Genomic DNA, 19,020 nt, shown 5'->3' with positions numbered 1-19,020 from the left:
CCACGGAGTGCGGGCGTAGCTCAGGGGTAGAGCACAACCTTGCCAAGGTTGGGGTCGTGGGTTCGAATCCCATCGCCCGCTCCAGACAGGATCTCCAGCTCATATCAAATTGCGAACTCTTCCATTTTCTGGTTGGGTATCTGCTGTCGTACCGTCGTTTGATGATGGGGACTGACGGCAGGAGAGTGCGTTACGCAACGATGCATCCTGTTTCAGCCAATAGAGTCATGCTGTGTCCACCCGTCGTCCGGAAAAGAAAGTGGCAGCATGGATCATCCACCCCGTCCCCTCATTGCGATCATTGGTGGCGGAGCAAGCGGAACGCTTCTCGCATGGGCGCTGTGGCAGCTTGAGGCCGGTTCGCGCATTATCATTCTCGATCCATCTCCCCGGCCTGCGGTCGGGCTGGCTTATTCCACGCTTTCTCCCGGACATTTTCTTAATGTTCCTGTCCGCTCCATGAGCGCCGACGTTCGTGATCCGGATCATTTCCTGCACTGGGTCAGAGAGCATCATGATCCGCATCTGTCGCCAGCCGCGTTTGTCCCGCGGGCTGTCTATGGACGCTACCTGTCGGATCTGTGGCGTCAGATGTCGCCAGAGTGGCTCCAGACAACGGTGCTGTTCTGCCGTCGTAATGGCGGAAAATTGGAACTCGGGCTGAAAACGGGTGAAGTGATCAGAGCCGATCAGGTTGTTCTGGCAACCGGAAATTTCGGTCCGGCAGCCGTGGCGCCCGTCAGTCAGGATCTGACGAAGAGTGGACGCTATCACCCGTCCGGCTGGGATAACGATCTTTCCGACCGGATTGCTCCAGATGCCTCTGTCGCCATGATCGGCACAGGGCTGACATCTCTGGATGTGCTGATGCGGCTCAGGGAGACGGGGCATCGTGGCAGGGTTGTCGCCCTGTCCCGGCATGGCTGGTGTCCTGAATCCCATGCCGTGACCGAGCCCGCACAATCTCCTGTCATTCCTGCCAGCACGCCTGCAAGCGTGAGCGCGTTTTTCCGGGCTTTTCGCAACAGTCTGGCTCAGGGAACGGAGTGGAGGAGCGCCGTTGATGCGCTCCGCCCCCAGATTAACCTGCTCTGGGCTTCTCTCAACCTGACGGAGAAAAAGCGTTTCCGTCGTCATTTGCAGCGCCGCTGGGACATTGTCCGACACCGGGTCGCTCCTGAAGTGGCGAATTTTCTGGCAATCGAGCAGGCGCAGGGAACATTCCTGTGTCGACGGGGGGACGTGATCCGTCTGGGCCTGCGTGGCGAAACTGTTGAGCTTGAGGCCCGTACTCCGGATGGATTGGCCATCGTTTCTGCCGAGCATGTCGTGAACTGCACGGGCCCGAGCCGCGCATACCGTCAGATGCGGGATAGTCTTCCCCGCACGCTGCTTGAAGATGGCATGGCGCGTGAGACCGCGTTTGGAGGGCTGGAATGCCATGAGAACGGCGCGCTAGTCGACGGTGCGGGGCAGATTCAGGAAGATTTGTTTGCCATCGGTCCCATGCGATGGGGAATGCTGGTCGAAACGACCGCCATTCCTGAAATCCGGCAGCAGGCATGGGACCTGGCCCTGTTGTTGGAAACCCGCGGTAAAGGATGAAACTCCGAGAGGAACATCTCCCCCCGGATGGGCAGGCTCAGAAGAACTGGATGTGGCTTTTGAACCCGAGCATCGCCGCATCTTTGAGGGCTTTCTGCGCGCCGGGGTGGAAGTAATACTGGAAATCCGGTGCGAAGGTGACGCCTCGCATAACGTGAATGCGATACGTTGCTTCCAGAACTGCCCCGAATGTCTGTGGTGTCAGGGAGCTTGCCATCAACGGTATGCCGTACAGGGCCTGAAGCCGTTCGGTGGCAGTCGCATTTTTGGCAACGCGGACATAGGAGAAGTTGATACCGATCGTATCCAGCGGGCGGGAGGCCCAGAAGCCACTATCGATCAGTCCCGCGAAGTATTGTTGGCCGCGAAGCTGCGTGCGTGGGCTGTTGGCATACATGCCGCCCAGCAGGATCAGGCCGGCATCGGCATTGCCTTTGACGTGGTGGCGCAGAACCATCTGATCGGCCAGGACCCAGGCGGACCAGGAATAATTCACGGTGCGGGCCGGCAGACCACTGATGACATAGGGCTGCCCGTTCACGTCATAGTAGTTATCTTTGTGGGGTGCATTGTCGATGGCATAGCCGACCTTGTAGTGACCAGGCAGGTGGTCTTTGCCAAATAACGGCTCCCAGCCGGCTTCAACCGGGATTGCTTCGCCGTGGATGTCCGCGCCGTTGAATTTGAAGCCTGTTCGGAACTGCGTGTTGCCATAAATTCCGGCCTGCGTGAAATAGACGCCAGTCTGGATGTAGGTACTTGTCGTCGGGCGCGTGCGAACGCGGAACGCCCAGCTTGCGTCAGGGTAGGACGAATGCATCGTGTTATCGGATGAGGCTTTGGGATTTCCGCAGAACGCATTGTTCTGGAAGGTGCAGTATAGCGGGTTGGACGAGAAATCGTTCAGGAATGGAATACGACCTGCAGCCAGATCCACGCGTCCTTTTGCAATAGTCTCTTCACCATAGGCATAGACAAGGTGGACGACCACGTTTCCGCCGGCACCATAGATTTCGGAACTCGGATTCAGGTTGTCACCGAACATGCGGCTGGCGGGGATGCCATACCGGCCAACGACGAGCGCATGGGTCGAGAAGCCGCGGATATTGGCGAGCTTTTCCCAGTCGATGTCGTTTTCAAAACTGTACTGGCCGGCATTGCTGCTGCCCTGTTTCAGGCCATATCCACGCGTCGGGCTGGTAATGGCGCCGGAAAATTCGTTCGTCGTATCCATCGTGATCGCGATGCCACGGTCGCGCAGCCATGTGTTCCACCCGAACGGGTTCGTCAGGAGCGCTTCGGGACGGGGAAGGGGAGGTACCCACTCCTTGCCGAAATAGATCTGGTTCAGTGGCGTGTTCACGCGCTCGCTGGGGAGTTCCGAGTTTTCTGAAGGCCAGATGACGGGCGGAATGATCTGTTGTGGGGCCGTGACCCGGATCTGCGTAATTTTCTTGGCCGGACTGTAGGTGTCGGTTGAAGGCGCCGGAACAGAGGTGGATGTGGTGCTGGACACGGATGACGCGCGTACAGAACTGTCCTGAGCAGTGGTGCCGTTGGCTCCAAGGCTCTGGGCGATTGCGCAGGACGGAAGAAACGTGGCCAGGCAGAAGGCCGCGTGAATGTGCACTCGAGACAAGCCGCTGATTCCTTGGAAAGCAGGTTAGCTATCAAGAGATAACACATATTTACCGGTAAAGATCATAATATAATGTTACTTATATCGCTATTTTTCACAAATGAAGGTGATGTCGTGGGAAAACCCCTCGTTGCCAGAGGCTCTGAGGGGCTTTCCTGAGATGTGTTGGCGCTTACTTTGCGGCAGCAACGGAGGCCATGATGACCTTTCCGGCTTCGGCCTTGTCAGCCCAGCCCGTGACTTTGACCCATTTGTTGGGTTCCAGATCCTTGTAGCGCTCGAAGAAATGCGTGATCGCCTTCTTCGTGATTTCCGGAAGGTCGTCCACGGAGTGTACGTTTGAAAACTGCGGATGCACCTTGTCGTGCGGGACGCAGATGATCTTCTCGTCCTGTCCGCTTTCGTCTTCCATTTTCAGCATGCCGATCGGGCGCGCACGGATGACTGCGCCGGGTACTACGGCGGATGGCGTCAGGACGAGGGCATCCGCCGGGTCGCCGTCGGCGGCCAGTGTGCCGGGAATGAAGCCGTAAGCTGCCGGATAGGCCATCGGCGTGAACAGGAAACGGTCCACCACGAGAGCGCCGCTGTCCTTGTCCACTTCGTACTTTACCTGTGATCCCTGCGGGATTTCGATGACGACATTGATGTCGTTGGGCAGGTCCTTGCCCGGCGAGATCTTGGAAACGTCCATGATGTCCATGTCCTGAACTGTTTGGAGAGGCGGAGATAGTACCGGTGCGTGCAGGCTCTGCCCAGAGCGGAATGAAAGCGCCTGCCTGCCGTTACGTAAACTTCCCATAAAAAAACTCCCCATACCGCGCGGTATGGGGAGTTTTTGGGGAGTCCTGATCCTGTCTGATAGGCCTCAGAGCATCGGCTGTGCGGCCTTGACGGCGGCGTGACAGGCAGCGCGGCGATCGTCTTCATTCGTGTAGGCCACGAGATAGAAACGCTTGCCGTTGCTGTCGAAATAGCCGGCGGTGCCGAGCGCGTAGTCGAAACTGCCGACCGTCTGTTCGGTAGCCTTGTACTTCTCGCTCAGGCCGTAAAGAACCGGGTTGCCTTCGTCATAAGACACATACTGCTGTTCGACACAGTAGTTCATGATGCCTGCGAGGTTGGCGGGCGAAACCCCCGTGAAGTCCTTGCCCGGCGTCCCCTGGACAGCCGGCGGAGGCGGAGGGGACTGTTCCTGTGCCATGGCGGCCTGGGAAGCCAGGCCAAGCCCGAGGGCGAGGCCGAGGACGGGCACGATACGACGAAACATCACGGTATCCTTAGTTCTGAAACCCAGCAGGGTTTAAACCTGTCGTCCGCGGTGGTCCGCGGCTGAAAGCGAAACATTCCTCCCTTTTCGGAAAAAGGGAAGCATATTGCAGAACATTTCTTCGTGATCAGTTCGTGAGAATTGTGTCAGTCATCCGGCTCCCGCTGCGTTCATTCTCCGACCTGCAGATCAGCCGGGCTTGTTGAAGGATCCAGGTAGGGACTTCTCGCATCGAAAAAGATGCGGTTGGTATCCAGTTCCGTGGCGATGACATCCAGGCTGGTCAGTGCGGCGATCAGCACGAACCGTTCTCGGGCGCGTGATTCGCTATAGGCACTTGTCCTCAGGCGCAGGATCGCGAGTTTCGTCGCCCGCAGGGTGCGGCCGTAATGGCCATGATAGCGGCCGCTGAAATGACTCATCCGCCCCATGACCAGAGATAGGGCCTGCCGGGCACTTTTTTCCAGACGCGTGTCACGCCCGATGGCCTGAAGCCGCAGGAGATTGAGCATGACGCGCATGCTCGACAGAATGCCCGTCAGATAGGCCTGAATGACGGGTGAGGGCGTCGAACCAGAATTTGTCATGAGCCGCACGAAACGGTCCACATTGCGCGATACCACGCTGTCCACCGTCTCGCTGGTGCGGCCTTCGGCGATGCGGTGCAACTCGCGCAGGATGTGTTCGCGCATGGTCCAGCGCTGACGGGCGGGATCGTAGGGCAGGAACGTCCGGTACATCCATGAGGCATAGAGTAGCCCCAGAAGCAGGGGCATGGCCGTGTTGAAATAGACGATTTCGTTCGTTTTCGCCTGATTGGATGGCCCGATTAGAATGGGAAGGAACAGGTTGTAGGAGACGGCCGGAAGGGCCAGGGGCGGGTAGGCGAAGGCCAGACCGCCAAGCATCATCGCCAGTCCCGACCACATACCCAGCATTTCGAATGTCGTGGATTTGCCCATCAGTTCGAGATTGATCACGCCTGCCGCGATGACCGCGCAGCAGGCACCGCGCAGGAAGGCCTGTGTCGCCAGTGCTGGACGTTCCAGTGTGGAGAACAGGCTGCATATGATGCAGACGAACATGATGAAGGTCAGCCCGCTGGGCCACGCCGTGCAGATCCAGATCAGGCCCGCCCCGAAGACGGTGACGGATGAGCGCAGACTGTTGGTGACCGCCTGCTGCCAGTCCCTGTAAGAGCGGATCGGAGCATGGAAATGATCGTGGGCTTTCGGGTGGCGGCTGGCCTCGAACTGGCTCAGCGCCATGCGGAGGGCGTCGATCAGTTCGACCAATGCCTGCTGTAGCATTCCGTGGCGCAGGAAGGCTTCACGGGCGATGTCGTCCGGCTGGACCGTAGTGAAATCGAGAACGACCTTCTGCCGGCACTGACGGCGAAGGGTCAGAAGATCCGCCAGAATGACGCTCATGCTTTCTGTTCCCTCCAGCCGGGCCGGAAGCCTGAGGAACATGTCGCGGATGGCTTCGGCCTCCCGGTGAAACATGTCGTCCTGACTGAGGGGGAGGCGCATGAGCGTAGCAAGATCGAGAGCCCGGGCGAGAAGCACCGCGATATCCGCCAGCGCTGCGCGGGCATGGTCGCCAGCGTGATCGTGTCGGCCCAGTTCCACTTCGGCGAATTCCACTTGGTCGCCGAGTGTCGTGATCTGGGTGAAAATGGTCTGTACGTTCTGCATTGCTCCCTCCTTGCCGCAAAGGATGTCGGCAATGGAGGTCAGAGCGGGTTTGAGTGTGTCCTCGAAGGTATTGGCGAGCTGCTGGCGCGTCCGTCGTGTCAGGCCAAGCTGGAACAGGCCTGAAATCGAGGCTTCGAGCACGATCCCCAGCAGGATATAGGTGGCACGGGCCATTGAGATGGCGAAGATGTGGTGCGGGTCGGCGATCCCGTCGAGAGAGACGATGGCGTAGGTGAAGCCTGAGGCCCGCATGCCGTGGATGCGGTAGTTCGTCATGGACGCCGGGCCGGGCATGAACGTGCCGATCATGCAGAATGCACCGATTCCGCCGGCCAGCAGAAGGATGAACATCAGCGGTGCCTGCGGAAAGGAGGCGACCAGACTGATCCCGCTGATGACACCGACGATCATGCCGAAGAGGTGCCATTTGGCTTTCGCAAGACTGCGTCCGCGTGTGCCCTGTGCGACCATCCAGACGGTCAGCGCCGCCCATTGCGGGCTGCCGAGCTCCATCCACAGCGCAATGCCGAGCGCGAGGAGAGAGGTGAAGGTCGTTCGCAGCGCATATCCGGCCATGACCGGGTCGGGGGCGTAAAGCCATCGCAGTCGGCGAATGAGCGCGACCGGTCCGGCCTGTATCATGTCTGTGGGGTACTACTGGGTATTTTCGCGATATTTGCAGGCATCGGACATCCCTTCGGGCAATACGGACCAGTGAGGCCATCTCGCAACGGCAGCAAAGGTCGCCTGAACGGCCTTTAGGGAACGGGAAGGCGTGACACACTAACTTAAAAAGACACATTCCACCATGTCAGCCCTTGCAAAAAGACCCGAGTTGGGCGATTGCGGACTGCACCCGCGCGCCTGTAGCTCAATTGGTTAGAGCCGGCCGCTCATAACGGCTTGGTTGGGGGTTCGAGTCCCTCCGGGCGCACGGTGTGCCAACCTGATTTCTGCGGGACATCTGTTCCGCTTCTTCCCCGCCCATCCACCGATCAAGGAGACCTCCCATGGCCGCCTACCAGTACGTCTATGTCATGAAGGACCTTACGAAGGCCTATCCGGGTGGGCGCGAAGTCTTCAAGGGCATCACGCTGTCCTTCCTGCCGGGCGTCAAGATCGGTGTGCTGGGTGTGAACGGCGCGGGTAAGTCCACGCTGCTCAAGGTCATGGCGGGCATTGAAAAGGAATATGGCGGCGAGGCCTGGGCTGCCGAGGGTGTCCGCATCGGTTATCTCGAACAGGAGCCCAAGCTCGACGAGAGCATGACGGTCGGTGAGAACGTCGCGCAGGGTTTCGGTGAACTGAAAAAGGCCGTGGACCGCTTCAACGAGATTTCGATGAAGTTTGCCGAGCCGATGTCGGACGATGAAATGACCGCGCTGCTCGCCGAGCAGGCCGATCTTCAGGAAAAGATCGACGCCGGTGATGGCTGGGAACTGGATCGTAAACTGGAAATCGCGCTCGATGCGCTTCGTTGCCCGCCGGCTGACAGCCCGGTCACGAAGCTTTCGGGTGGTGAACGCCGCCGCGTGGCACTGTGCCGCCTGCTGCTCGAAAAGCCCGATATCCTGCTGCTTGACGAACCGACCAACCATCTCGACGCCGAGAGCGTGAGCTGGCTCGAAAAAACGCTGCGGGACTATCAGGGCACTGTCATGGTCATCACCCATGACCGTTACTTCCTTGATAACGTCACCAATTGGATTCTTGAGCTCGAGCGTGGTCGTGGCTATCCGTTCGAAGGCAACTACTCCTCCTGGCTCGTTCAGAAGCGCAAGCGTCTGGCGCAGGAAGAGAAGGAAGAAAGCTCCCGCCAGCGCGCTCTTGCCGCCGAGCAGGAGTGGATTTCCAGCTCGCCCAAGGCCCGTCAGGCGAAGAGCAAGGCGCGTATCACGAAGTACGAGGAAATGCTGGCCGCCAATGCTGAAAAGGCAGGCGGCACGGCGGATATCGTGATTACGCCGGGTCCGCGTCTGGGGGGCACGGTTATTGAAGCCGAAAATCTCAGCAAGGGCTTTGGTGATCGTCTGCTGATCGACAATCTCAGCTTCAAGCTGCCGCCGGGCGGTATCGTGGGCGTAATTGGGCCGAACGGTGCGGGTAAGTCTACGCTGTTTAAAATGATCACGGGTGATGATGCGCCGGATGGCGGTTCGCTCAAGATCGGCGAGACAGTGAAGCTGGGCTATGTGGATCAGTCCCGCAACACGCTCGATGACAACAAGACTGTGTGGGAAGAAATTTCCGGCGGCACGGACGTCATCCAGCTTGGCAAACGCACGGTGCCGTCACGGGCTTATGTGGGGGCGTTCAACTTCAAGGGTGCGGACCAGCAGAAGCGCGTGGGCATCCTGTCGGGTGGTGAGCGCAACCGCGTCCATCTCGCCAAGATGCTCAAGCAGGACAGCAATGTCATTCTGCTCGACGAACCGACCAACGATCTTGACGTCGATACGCTGCGTGCCCTCGAAGACGCTCTGGCGGAGTTCGCGGGCTGCGCCGTGATCATCACCCATGACCGCTGGTTCCTTGACCGTCTGGCCACGCATATCCTTGCTTTCGAGGGCGACAGCCATGTCGAGTGGTTCGAGGGCAACTTCCAGGACTACGAAGCCGACAAGCGTCGCCGTCTGGGACCGGACGCGACTGAACCGGGCCGGATCAAGTATCGCCCGCTGGCCCGCTGATCCGGCATTTTCCTCTCAGGGGATGGGATGTCCTGCTCCCTGAAGGGGAAATGCTGAAAGCCTGGGGAGAGCTGCGTGCTGGGGCGTGAAATCCGTACCGCCCGGCTTGTTCTGACTCCGGTCAACTGGCCGGATTTGGAAGAGATGGTGGCGCTCAAGAGCGATGCCGGGGCGTTTGCGCGGATGCTCGGCGGCGTCCGCAACCGGACGACCACGGAACAGGAAATGGCGGAGGACGTCAGTTTCTGGGCAAAGCGCGGGGTCGGTATTTTTTCAATCCGCGAAAATGGCCGTTTCGTTGGCATTACAGGCGTTCACGAACGTCCTGATGGTCGGGGTCTGGGGCTGCGTTTTTCCATTTTTCCATGGGCGGCCGGTCGGGGCATTGCCCGTGAGGCCGCCGCTGCTGCCCTGCGATACGTGCTCGACAGTGGTGAGAAGCGGATTGTGGCTGTGACCCGCGAAGACAATCTTGCCTCCCGCATGGTTCTGGGCAGCCTGGGACTGCGCCATACTGAGACCTTTGATCGCGACGGGGACGTGATGTTCCTCTACGAAATCCAGGCCGCCTGAACCTGCTATCCAATCTGCGGGGGTAGGGAACGGGTGTGTTTTCAGGGGAAGAGTGGATCGATGTGCTGTTTACGGCCCGTGATACGATCTAACAGTATTACGGTACAGCATCCGGGCCACTAAAGGCCTGCTGCGCAGGATCCGTCCAGTGTCGGGCGAACCCTGCGCGATGCTTTTACTGGTGATGGGTCAATTGGCGCTCAAGGGCGGCATTCAGCGCGTCCACATCGCCGTTATGGCGGGCCAGATAGGAGCTGTAATCGCCGCGCTGGTTCATGCGCAGGCTGGCACCTTCACCGTACATGTCCACCACCTTGGGCGGGTTGCCGCCGATGATGAGCTGCATGTTGACTTCCGGCTGGCCTGGACGGTCGATCAGTGCATTGACGCGCTCTCCTTCGGGGATGGTGCTTGTGCTGGTGACGCGGAAGCTCACACCCTGATAGTTGCCGATCTGGTCCGTGATGGTGTTGACCAGCACCTGATCGAACAGGGAGATGTACTTGTCACGCTGGGCGGGAGTGGCAGTCCGCCAGTACTTGCCGAGGCAGTAACGGCCGATCCCGGTAATGTCGACATTCTCCTTGAGTAGCGGGAGAACCTCTTTCTTCTTTTCGCTCAGCGGCTTGTCCGAATTGACGACGGCTGCCAGACGGCCACCGAAGGAGTTCACGAAATCCGTCGCCGTGCTGGCATGCGCGGCTCCGGTTGCGACGGCGAGGGAGACGACGGCACCGAGAACAGTGCGGCGCGAGAATACGTTGAACATGTCGTTGTCCTCAGTTGTACCAGTCAGGGGTGGTTGCGCGGTCATCGCCCTTGATGGTGTCGATCTGGCTCTGGCGGTTCTGTTGCCACGCACTCCGGATGTAGGAATACGGGTCGAGGCTGTCCTGTTCCAGATGGTCGATCTGGTCGATGGAGCTGGCGTAGCCTTCCATGGTCCCGGCCACGTTGTAAGCCCAGTTGAAGGTTAACAGATCATAGCCACGAGGCACATAGTTGATCGGCGTCAGACCCTGGCTGATGCCGTAGCCAATGCCATCACGGATATTGGTCGGCCCTATGAATGGGACAAACAGATAGGGGCCGCCCGCAACGCCCCAGCTTCCCAAGGTCAGGCCCGGATCGGTTTCATGCTGCTTGTAGCCCACCAGGCCCGCGACATCGAAGAAGCCCCCAACGCCAGCGCTCATGTTGATGGCAAAACGCATGAAGGCGTCTCCGGCGCGACGCGGCTTGCCTGCACCGACATCCGAGAAGAACACCGCAGGCTCGCGCCAGGTTTCATTCACGTTCGCAATGGAATGACGCACGGGCTTGGGAACAGCCCAGATCCAGGCCTTGCCTACCGGACGCAGGACCTTGTGGTAGGCCCACATCTGAAGGTTGTACATTTTGCGGTTCATGGGTTCGTAGGGATCGTTGGCGGCTTTGTAATCTGCCAGATCGTCCGGATCCGTCGGAGGAGGGTTCCGCAGTGACCCGCAGGCGCCAAGCGTCAGCAGGGCGAGCACGCCTGCGAGAGCTCTGCCGCGTCGTGACATGTGACGCGAGTGCGTCTCCCGGATTGCGTTGTCGTCCTGCCGAAAGTCCATAACCATCCCCAAAATACCCTTCCCGGCCCAGTGCTCACGAAGAAGTCACCGGAAAACGGAAATTTTCGTAATCCGTTCCCTGAAGGACTCCATGAACTCCGATCGGCCACGCGCCATCCGTCGCGGAAAACTGCGGAGGGGCGTAGTCATAACGTATCCTCCGATAGCGTGCATCCCTGTATGTCTGCAAATGCTGCTCGTTTGAAGAGGTTAGATGCTTTAACGATCCAGATGCTTTCCGGCTGCTTTCCTCGCTTTGACCCTTCGAGATTTTTGGGATCAGTGTGACCTCAATTCAACATCCGGGAGGTTTTCAATGTCCAGATTCTTCGGTTCGAAGGGTGCGCTTCTCGCGACTGTCGGGGCTCTGGCCCTGAGTGCCGGTGTGGCACAGGCGCATCCCACCGTGGCCAGTCAGCCCTGGGGCAGCACGCCGGATGGCAAACCCGTGCGGATTGTGACTCTGAAGAACGGCCTCGGCACGACGGCCCGTATCATCACCTATGGCGGCATCATCCAGTCCGTCGAGACGCCGGACCGCGAAGGGCATGTTCAGGATGTGGTTCTCGGGTTCGACAATCTGAAGGGGTATACGGTCGACAGCGCGAAGGGCGGTCTGTTCTTCGGCGCCATCATCGGTCGTTATGCCAACCGTCTCGCGGGCGGTAATTTCCCCGTTGATGGCAAGATTTATCACACGGACGTGACGGCCCCGCCGAATGCTCTGCATGGCGGCAAGAAGGGCTTCGATAAGAACGTCTGGACGATCGAGAAGACCGGCACCAACGACAATGGCGCGTATGTGACGCTCAAGCTGGTCAGCCCGGACGGCGATCAGGGCTTTCCGGGCAAGCTGACGACGCATGTGACCTATACGCTGGGCACGGACAACGCCCTGTCGCTGCATTATGTCGCCACGACCGATGCGCCGACGGTTCTGAACCTGACGAATCACAGCTACTGGAACCTGAACGGTGAAGGTTCGGGCTCCATTGAGCCGGAAATCCTTCAGATCAACGCGGATGGTTTCACGCCGACCGACGCAACGTCGATCCCGACTGGCCAGATCGCGCCTGTCGCCGGGACGCCGCTTGATTTCAGCAAGCCGACCGTCATCGGCGATCGTCTGCGTAGCAACGACCAGCAGATGATGTATGCGCGTGGTTATGACATGAACTGGGTCGTCAACGGGCCGTCCGGTCAGGCGCCGCGTCTGGCGGGTAAGGTTTATGATCCGCGTTCGGGCCGCAGCATGGAAATCCTGACGAACCAGCCGGGGCTTCAGGTCTATACGTCCAACTCGCTTGATGGCGGTTATGCCGGGGTGTCCGGTCATGCCTATCGTCAGGGCGATGCGATTGCATTCGAGGCCGAGCATTATCCCGACAGCCCGAACCATCCGTCTTTCCCGACGACTGAACTCAAGCCGGGTCAGACGTTCGATTACACGACGATTTTCAAGTTCTCGAACAAGTAAAAGACATCAGGGTCCGGGGCGCAGGCTCCGGACCCTGAGTGCTTTATGCCGGGCGGGGGGTGGTGCTCACGATCCGTGCTGGATTGCCGACGGCGGTGGAATAGGCCGGGATATCTTCCAGAACCACCGAAGCCGCGCCGATCCGGGCATATTCTCCGATCACGAGACGACCGAGGATTCTGGCTCCAGCGCCGATCATGGCCCCGCGCCGCACGATGGGGTGACGGTTGCCGCTCAGCTTGCCCGTGCCGCCCAGCGTGACATCCTGAAACAGCGAGACATCATCCTCGACGATGCAGGTTTCGCCAATGACGATCCCCGTTCCGTGGTCGATACTCAGCCGGCGCCCGAGACGGGCCGCAGGGTGAATGTCGATGGCGAAAAGCTCGTTGATCCGGCTCTGGAAATGATGGGCCAGATGCTGGCGGCCTTTCGTCCAGAGATGATGCGAGATCCGGTAGGCCTGAAGTGCCTGCCATCCCTTGAAGAACAGGAAGGGCGTGACGAGGTCGGGGCAGGCCGGGTCGCGGTCATAGGTCGCGAGAATATCGGCAGCCGCGGCTTCGGCGATATCGGGATCGGCGCTCAGGATCGAGGCGACGAGCCGGGTGATGCTCGTCGCTGGAATGGAGCGGTCCGCAAGTTTCGTGCCCAGCAGGGAGGCCAGCGCGGACGCAAAATCCGGATGGTCTCCGATATTGGTGGAAAACACATCCTGGATCAGCGGATCATGGCAGCTGCAGGCTTGGGACTGCATGTCCTGCCAGAAGGCCGTGAGGTCCGATGTTCTTTCGGGGGGTGTTTCTGTAGCGGCTCGCGTCATACGCCCATGGCCTTTCTGACGAAGGCCCGGCGGAGGGCGGGAAAGCGCTGGACGCCCGCGATGCCCATATCGCGCAGACGGCGCAGGACGGGATTGTCGTTCCCGAACAGGCGCTCAAGCGCGTCCGTTGCGGCGAGCATGGCCATGTTGCCGGGGCGGGTGTTGCGCTGATAGCGGACCAGAAGCTCGCGGCTTCCCATGTCCTTGCGATTGCGATGCGCCTCGATCAGCAGCTCCGCGAGTGAGATCACGTCCCGGAAGCCGATGTTCAGGCCTTGCCCTGCAATCGGATGAATGCCGTGCGCTGCATCGCCAGCCAGAGCGAGGCGCGGACCGATATAGCTGTGGGCATATTGGGCCGAGAGTGGATAGATCCAACGACGACCGGTCGGGGTGATCTCGCCCAGATCTTCGTCCGCCATGCGGGCCTTGATTTCACGGGCGAAAATCTCGTCCGGCAGGTCATGGAAGCGCTGGGCGCGGCCTTCGCCTTCGGCCCAGACGATGGCGGAGCGGTGCGGGTGTTCAGCGGTGCCGGGCATCGGCAGGCGTGCGAACGGACCTTCCGGCAGGAAATGTTCGAGCGCCACGCCATGATGCGGCTTTTCATGCGCGATTGTCGCGACGATGCCGTATTCATTATAGGGAATTTTCGTCAGGCCGATCCGCGCCTGACGGCGAAGCGGGGAACGACGTCCTTCCGCTGCTACGGCCAGTTTCGCCGTTACGGTTTTGCCTGAGGCCAGACGGATGGAGACATGATCCGGGTGGAACGTGAAATTTCCCAGATCCGGCGCATGCACATCAAGGCTGTCATACTGCTTCAGCGTCTGGTTGATAGCCAGTCGAAGGTCCCGTGCCTCAACCATCCAGCCAAAGCTCTGGCCTTCTGGCGCATCTTCCGGGCCGAAATGCAGCGTTAGCGGGGAAGGGGCCTCGTGAGGGCGTCCGTCCGCCACGAGGATTTCATGGATCGGCTGGGCCACATTGGGCAGATTGTCCCAGATGCCCGCCTCCGCGAGCATCCGGCGGGAGCCTTCCGCGATGGCATAGGCCCGACCATCCAGAGCCGGATCTTCCATGCCGGGCAGGGCATTGCGGTCGATGAGCAGGACGCGCACGCCCTCTGCCGCCAGACGACACGCCAGCGTAGCGCCTACAGGGCCGGCGCCGTTGATGCAGAGGTCGTAATGGGTTTTTTTCATCGTACTCATCTCCCTGCCCCTGTCCTACTCCTGCGATGGTTCGAGCGGAAGGGGGCGCTTTCCTTATGGAGGGCAGCGGGCGAGACGCATCTGAAGCAGCGTGAGGGCAGCCTGATGGAAGCTGCGCTCGGGGTGTTCCCGGCAGTACTGGATGAGAAAGGCTTGATCCTCGCGCACCACTTCGGGCGTCAGATTAAGCGTCATCACGCTTTTTCCGTCCTGGTGGCGGGCGGCGTTGATGGCCGTTACAAGCCCGAGGTACCAATTGCAGAATATGACGCTGACGGGGGACGTCGTGTCGGTGACGGCCTGCGTGAAATCCGCGCAGGATCGCGTACCCGCACCGTAAATCAGGGGATGGTTCAGCCATTCTGCATCGTAGCTCGAATATTTTCGGGCTCGCTCGGCACGGCGAACTGGAGTTCGTCATCGCTTTTGATAACGTTGAACCACTTTTGCAGTAGCAGGGGCCTGCCGGACCAGAGGGGGAGCGCGTAATCTTGAGATTGTACCCCATGGGGGCTTTCTTAAATTTCTGAACTATAACGTTCAAGACAGACTGAAAATAGATCTATGGTCCATAGTAAAACTGTCTTTTTTGCGCGGAAAATGGATGTCTCGGTCTTCTAAGGGCCGTTTCTGTGCTTTCCTGGAAAGGAATTCGACAGGCACGGACCCTGATGATTTCACTCTAGGTACGCGATTCGGGAACGATCTGCGGCCGATGATGTTGTTTTGTGGAGAGCCGCGCCGAGACAGCAAGAAGATAAGGAATCGCAGAACGCATGATTGAAAACTCTTACGTCAGGTCCATCACACGGCTCGGACATCTGCTGGACTGGCTTCCGTCTCCGCTGGGCTCGATTCTGATTCTGGTGTTCGCTGCGGGTATCGCGCTGCTGTCCAGCCGCATCATTACAGATGCCCTCCCGCGGCTGCCGGGCCTGCGGCGTGTCCAGTTTATTCATGCCATTATTGCGCGGCTGCGGGCGCCTATCCGCAATGGTTTGATGATCATTGCTGCCAGTGCCGCCCTTCAGGCCACGGTCGGCTTTACGGATGCGACGACGTCGTTTCTGGAACAGGTCTTCATTTGCCTTTTCATTCTCAATCTTGGCTTTGGCATCATCCGGACGTTCCGCCTGCTGACGGATCAGTACCTGACGCGGATCAGTGCGAGGGACCATGCGGATGACATCACCGTCCGCTCCCATCAGACGCAGATCCGTGTCCTGCGTCGACTGATCGAGATTTCGTTCGGTGTGCTGACGGTCGCGTCCTCGCTGATGGTGTTTCACTCGGTCCAGAAATTCGGTGTGTCGCTGTTTGCGTCTGCTGGTGCGGCATCGCTGATCGTCGGTCTGTCGGCCCGTCCGGCGCTGACGAACCTGATCGCGGGCATCCAGATTGCCGTCACGCAGCCTATCCGGATGGAGGACATGCTGATCCTGAACGGGGACTGGGCGTGGGTTGAGGAAATCAATGCGACCTATGTTGTTCTGCGGACCTGGGACCGTCGTCGGTATATCGTGCCGATCTCGTACTTCCTGGAGAATCCGTTCCAGAACTGGACGCACAGCTCACCATCCCTGATTGCCTCGCTGTTCCTGTGGCTGGATTATCAGACGCCGGTGGACCGCCTGCGGGAGATGTATTTCGAGGAACTGGCCAAGTGCCCGGACTGGGATCAGGACAAGACCTCCATCGGTTGTCAGATCGCGGACAGCAACGCGCAGGTCATGTCCATCCGTCTGATTGCCGGTGCGCCTGATGCGAATTCCATGTGGGATCTGGCCTGCGACATCCGCGAGCGCATGCTGCGCCGGCTGCGTCTTGAAATGCCGGAATGTCTGCCGCGTGGCCGCACGGCCATCGTCCCCGGCGCGCCCGAGCAGAACGCATGGCCGGATGCTCTGGTCGCCCCGCCCGTCAACCGGCCGCAGGATGGCCCCTATCGCGGCCCGGATATGCCGGTGTCCCCTCCTGCTGCAACGCCCGGACGCCCCTGAGGCGGAGTATTTGGGCAACAGCGTCTCTTATTCATGGGAATTTCACCGGAAACGGCATGATCGGGCTGCCAATATCATTATGAGACTGGCATGATCTGGGGCATACTCTGACAAAGATTACCCGATCGCAACGAGGATATGCCGTTCGTGAAGCTCGTTACTGCCATCATCAAACCGTTTAAGCTTGATGACGTCCGCGAAGCCCTGACACCTCTGGGTGTGCAGGGCCTGACTGTTACGGAGGTCAAGGGATTCGGTCGCCAGAAAGGACAGACCGAAATCTATCGTGGCGCCGAGTATCACGTCAGCTTCCTGCCCAAGCTCAAGATCGAGGTCGCCGTTTCCAACGCGATCGTCGAAGACGTGATTGAAGCCATCATGACCGCGGCCCGGACGGGCAAGATCGGTGACGGCAAGATCATGGTCTCCAGCCTCGATCAGCTCATCCGGATCCGTACGGGAGAAACCGGCGAGGGCGCACTGTAATGCGGACGCCCATCGATACGGGCGATACGGCCTGGATGCTCGTTAGCACGGCTTTCGTGCTGATGATGACCATTCCCGGCCTCGCGCTGTTCTATGGCGGCATGGTCCGCAAAAAGAACGTGCTGGCCACGCTGATCCAGTCTTTCATGATCTGCTGCATCGGTAGTCTCGTCTGGATGGTCGCGGGTTATAGCCTGGCCTTCTCGACGGGGTCGCCGTGGATCGGGGATTTGTCCCGTGTCATGCTGCACGGGGTTGCGGACAACTTCCGTGACGGCGTGGACTCAGCCTTCACGCTCGGTGCGGGTACGGCTGCCGCCGTGCCGATGACGATTCCCGAGAGCGTCTATATGATGTTCCAGATGACGTTTGCCGTCATCACCCCGGCGCTCATCACAGGCGCCTATGCCGAACGCATGAAGTTTTCCTCCATGTGCCTCTTCACGGTGGCTTGGCTGCTGCTGGTTTATGCCCCGGTCGCACACTGGGTCTGGAGCCCTACTGGATGGGTTGCGGGGCTCGGCGCGGTGGACTTCGCCGGCGGTACGGTCGTGCACATCAACTCCGGCGTGGCGGGTCTGGTCTGTGCGATCATTCTGGGCCGTCGCAAGGGCGTGGGTACGGAAGACTTGTCTCCCTTCAACCTGACCTACGCCATCATTGGCGCGTCCCTGCTCTGGGTCGGCTGGTTCGGCTTCAACGCGGGCTCCGCGCTGGGCGCCAATGGCCGCGCAGGGATGGCGATGCTGACGACGCAGGTCGCGGCCGCCGCGGGCGGCGTGGCATGGATGATCGTCGAATGGGCGCGGACGGGCAAGCCGACGGCTCTGGGCATCATTTCGGGTGCGGTGGCCGGTCTGGTTGCCATCACCCCTGCGGCGGGGTTCGTACTGCCGGGAAGCGCGGTCGTCATCGGCCTGATCGCCGGAGCAGGGTGCTTCTGGAGCGCCACATGGCTCAAGCACCGCTTCGGTTATGACGACAGCCTCGATGCGTTCGGTGTTCACGGTACGGGCGGTATCATCGGCGCGATCCTGACCGGGGCGTTCGCCTATGGTCCGCTGTCGGCCACGTCCTCCAATCCGGTCGGGACAGTCGCAAGTGTCCATCAGGTGTTGGCACAGATCGAAGCAGTCGGCGTCACCGTCGTCTGGTGTGTGATCATGACGACGGTGATCCTCAAGGTTCTGGATCTGGCGATGGGCCTGCGGGTCTCACCGGAAGAGGAACTTGAAGGTCTCGACATGGTTCTGCATGGTGAGCGCATCAACTGATTGCGCTTCTCCAGCGGTCAGGTAGCGGGAGGCCGTCCTTTCCCGCTGGTTTCAGAATGAAGGTTCTTTCTGCATGACGTTTACAAAAACCCTTTCCGGCCTCTCCCTCGCAGCCCTTCTGGCCGCAGGTCTGAACGTCGCTCCTGCCCATGCGATGACGGCCAAGGAATGCCATGCCGCATTCAAGACGGCCAAGCAGAACGGCACTTTGAACGGCCAGTCCTACAAGGCCTTCAAGGCCGCGTCCTGTGGTGATACGGCCAAGGCCGCCGCTACCACCACGCCTGCTGCGACTGCCCCCGCTGCGGCTCCAGCCACGACAGCGCCGGTAAGCGCCGCGCCTGCGGATTCGTCTCCGGCTGGTACGAAAGCCCCGATCGCTCCCAAGGCGTCTACGGCGTCCTCTGGCAATGTCGTGTTCCCGACCACCATTTCTCCGGAATTCAGCAAGCTCTCTGCTGGCCGCGCCCGCCAGAAGACCTGCGTCGCACAGTACAACGCCAACAAGGCGAATGGCGGCAACGGTTCCCTGAAATGGATCCAGAAGGGCGGTGGCTACTGGTCGCAGTGCAACGCACGTCTCAAGGGCGAATAAGGTTCGTTTTTAAACAAAAGGTGCTTTCTCTCATGGAAGCGCCTTTTTTAAACTCCCATTCCAAAGTTGTTGGAATGAT

17 protein-coding genes and 2 tRNA genes are annotated in these 19,020 nt (G+C 59.7%); 11 read left to right on the top strand and 8 right to left on the bottom strand.

Annotation, left to right across the window (positions count from 1 at the left end; genetic code table 11):
• Positions 1-9: 9 nt before the first annotated feature.
• A tRNA-Gly gene (locus tag GKA01_RS10175) sits at positions 10-84 on the top strand.
• Positions 85-267: 183 nt separating this feature from the next.
• Complete coding sequence (locus GKA01_RS10170) at positions 268-1,605, top strand: FAD/NAD(P)-binding protein (RefSeq protein WP_146862368.1); 1,338 nt, start codon at positions 268-270, stop codon at positions 1,603-1,605.
• A 37-nt stretch (positions 1,606-1,642) separates the two neighbouring features.
• Here GKA01_RS10170 and GKA01_RS10165 read toward each other — a convergent pair whose 3' ends face one another.
• The 4 genes from GKA01_RS10165 to GKA01_RS10150 form a co-directional block, all read right to left on the bottom strand.
• Entirely contained in the window at positions 1,643-3,244 is a 1,602-nt protein-coding gene (locus GKA01_RS10165) for a carbohydrate porin (protein WP_146862365.1), read from the bottom strand.
• Between the two features lie 172 nt (positions 3,245-3,416).
• A complete protein-coding gene (gene ppa / locus GKA01_RS10160) occupies positions 3,417-3,938 on the bottom strand; it encodes an inorganic diphosphatase (protein WP_146862362.1) in 522 nt (173 codons plus the stop codon).
• Between the two features lie 174 nt (positions 3,939-4,112).
• Positions 4,113-4,514 (bottom strand): alcohol dehydrogenase subunit III, encoded by a 402-nt coding sequence (gene adhS, locus GKA01_RS10155; RefSeq protein ID WP_146862359.1) that lies wholly within the window; start codon positions 4,512-4,514, stop codon positions 4,113-4,115.
• A 170-nt stretch (positions 4,515-4,684) separates the two neighbouring features.
• A complete protein-coding gene (locus tag GKA01_RS10150) occupies positions 4,685-6,853 on the bottom strand; it encodes an FUSC family protein (RefSeq protein WP_146862356.1) in 2,169 nt (722 codons plus the stop codon).
• 218 nt (positions 6,854-7,071) lie between these two features.
• Here GKA01_RS10150 and GKA01_RS10145 point away from each other — a divergent pair.
• From GKA01_RS10145 to GKA01_RS10135, 3 genes are all read left to right on the top strand, one after another.
• Positions 7,072-7,145: transfer RNA gene (locus tag GKA01_RS10145), tRNA-Ile, on the top strand.
• Positions 7,146-7,221: 76 nt separating this feature from the next.
• Positions 7,222-8,901, top strand: coding sequence for an energy-dependent translational throttle protein EttA (gene ettA, locus GKA01_RS10140; protein ID WP_146862353.1), 1,680 nt, complete (start codon positions 7,222-7,224; stop codon positions 8,899-8,901).
• A gap of 75 nt (positions 8,902-8,976) precedes the next feature.
• Positions 8,977-9,474 carry a GNAT family N-acetyltransferase gene (locus GKA01_RS10135; protein WP_146862350.1) on the top strand — a complete coding sequence of 166 codons (498 nt, stop codon included), beginning with the start codon at positions 8,977-8,979 and terminating at the stop codon, positions 9,472-9,474.
• A gap of 175 nt (positions 9,475-9,649) precedes the next feature.
• On the opposite strand, the gene GKA01_RS10130 is transcribed toward GKA01_RS10135, so the two are convergent.
• Both GKA01_RS10130 and GKA01_RS10125 read right to left on the bottom strand, forming a co-directional pair.
• Positions 9,650-10,243 carry an MlaC/ttg2D family ABC transporter substrate-binding protein gene (locus GKA01_RS10130; RefSeq protein WP_146862348.1) on the bottom strand — a complete coding sequence of 198 codons (594 nt, stop codon included), beginning with the start codon at positions 10,241-10,243 and terminating at the stop codon, positions 9,650-9,652.
• Positions 10,244-10,253: 10 nt separating this feature from the next.
• Positions 10,254-11,072 carry an MlaA family lipoprotein gene (locus GKA01_RS10125; RefSeq protein ID WP_228119928.1) on the bottom strand — a complete coding sequence of 273 codons (819 nt, stop codon included), beginning with the start codon at positions 11,070-11,072 and terminating at the stop codon, positions 10,254-10,256.
• Between the two features lie 316 nt (positions 11,073-11,388).
• Between GKA01_RS10125 and GKA01_RS10120 the strand changes: the two genes are divergently transcribed.
• Positions 11,389-12,549, top strand: a complete 1,161-nt coding sequence (locus tag GKA01_RS10120) for an aldose epimerase family protein (protein WP_146862345.1) — start codon at positions 11,389-11,391, stop codon at positions 12,547-12,549.
• 43 nt (positions 12,550-12,592) lie between these two features.
• Here GKA01_RS10120 and cysE read toward each other — a convergent pair whose 3' ends face one another.
• Together cysE and GKA01_RS10110 are read right to left on the bottom strand one after the other, a co-directional pair.
• Positions 12,593-13,372 (bottom strand): serine O-acetyltransferase, encoded by a 780-nt coding sequence (gene cysE / locus GKA01_RS10115; RefSeq protein ID WP_146862342.1) that lies wholly within the window; start codon positions 13,370-13,372, stop codon positions 12,593-12,595.
• Entirely contained in the window at positions 13,369-14,586 is a 1,218-nt protein-coding gene (locus tag GKA01_RS10110) for a UbiH/UbiF/VisC/COQ6 family ubiquinone biosynthesis hydroxylase (RefSeq protein WP_146862339.1), read from the bottom strand. The genes cysE and GKA01_RS10110 overlap by 4 nt, the downstream gene beginning before the upstream one ends.
• On the opposite strand from GKA01_RS10110, the gene GKA01_RS13635 reads away from it, so the two are divergent.
• The 5 genes from GKA01_RS13635 to GKA01_RS10090 all read left to right on the top strand — a co-directional run bounded on the left by GKA01_RS13635 (position 14,563) and on the right by GKA01_RS10090 (position 18,941).
• Entirely contained in the window at positions 14,563-15,075 is a 513-nt protein-coding gene (locus GKA01_RS13635; RefSeq protein WP_167506356.1) for a hypothetical protein, read from the top strand. The two genes, GKA01_RS10110 and GKA01_RS13635, sit on opposite strands and share 24 nt — an antisense overlap.
• A 287-nt stretch (positions 15,076-15,362) precedes the next feature.
• The gene (locus GKA01_RS10105) at positions 15,363-16,586 is read left to right on the top strand and encodes a mechanosensitive ion channel family protein (protein ID WP_146862336.1); all 1,224 of its coding nucleotides are present in this window, start codon (positions 15,363-15,365) and stop codon (positions 16,584-16,586) included.
• A 147-nt stretch (positions 16,587-16,733) separates the two neighbouring features.
• Entirely contained in the window at positions 16,734-17,072 is a 339-nt protein-coding gene (locus GKA01_RS10100; RefSeq protein ID WP_174694216.1) for a P-II family nitrogen regulator, read from the top strand.
• Complete coding sequence (locus GKA01_RS10095; protein ID WP_146862333.1) at positions 17,072-18,346, top strand: ammonium transporter; 1,275 nt, start codon at positions 17,072-17,074, stop codon at positions 18,344-18,346. Before GKA01_RS10100 ends, GKA01_RS10095 begins: the two co-directional genes overlap by 1 nt.
• Positions 18,347-18,419: 73 nt before the next feature.
• Positions 18,420-18,941: a hypothetical protein gene (locus tag GKA01_RS10090; RefSeq protein WP_146862330.1), complete on the top strand. Its 522-nt coding sequence runs from the start codon at positions 18,420-18,422 to the stop codon at positions 18,939-18,941.
• Positions 18,942-19,020 lie beyond the last annotated feature (79 nt).

It is taken from the genome of Gluconobacter kanchanaburiensis NBRC 103587, from assembly GCF_007988905.1.
GTDB classification, from domain to species: domain Bacteria; phylum Pseudomonadota; class Alphaproteobacteria; order Acetobacterales; family Acetobacteraceae; genus Gluconobacter; species Gluconobacter kanchanaburiensis.
This window is presented reverse-complemented; position numbering and strand designations above follow the sequence as displayed.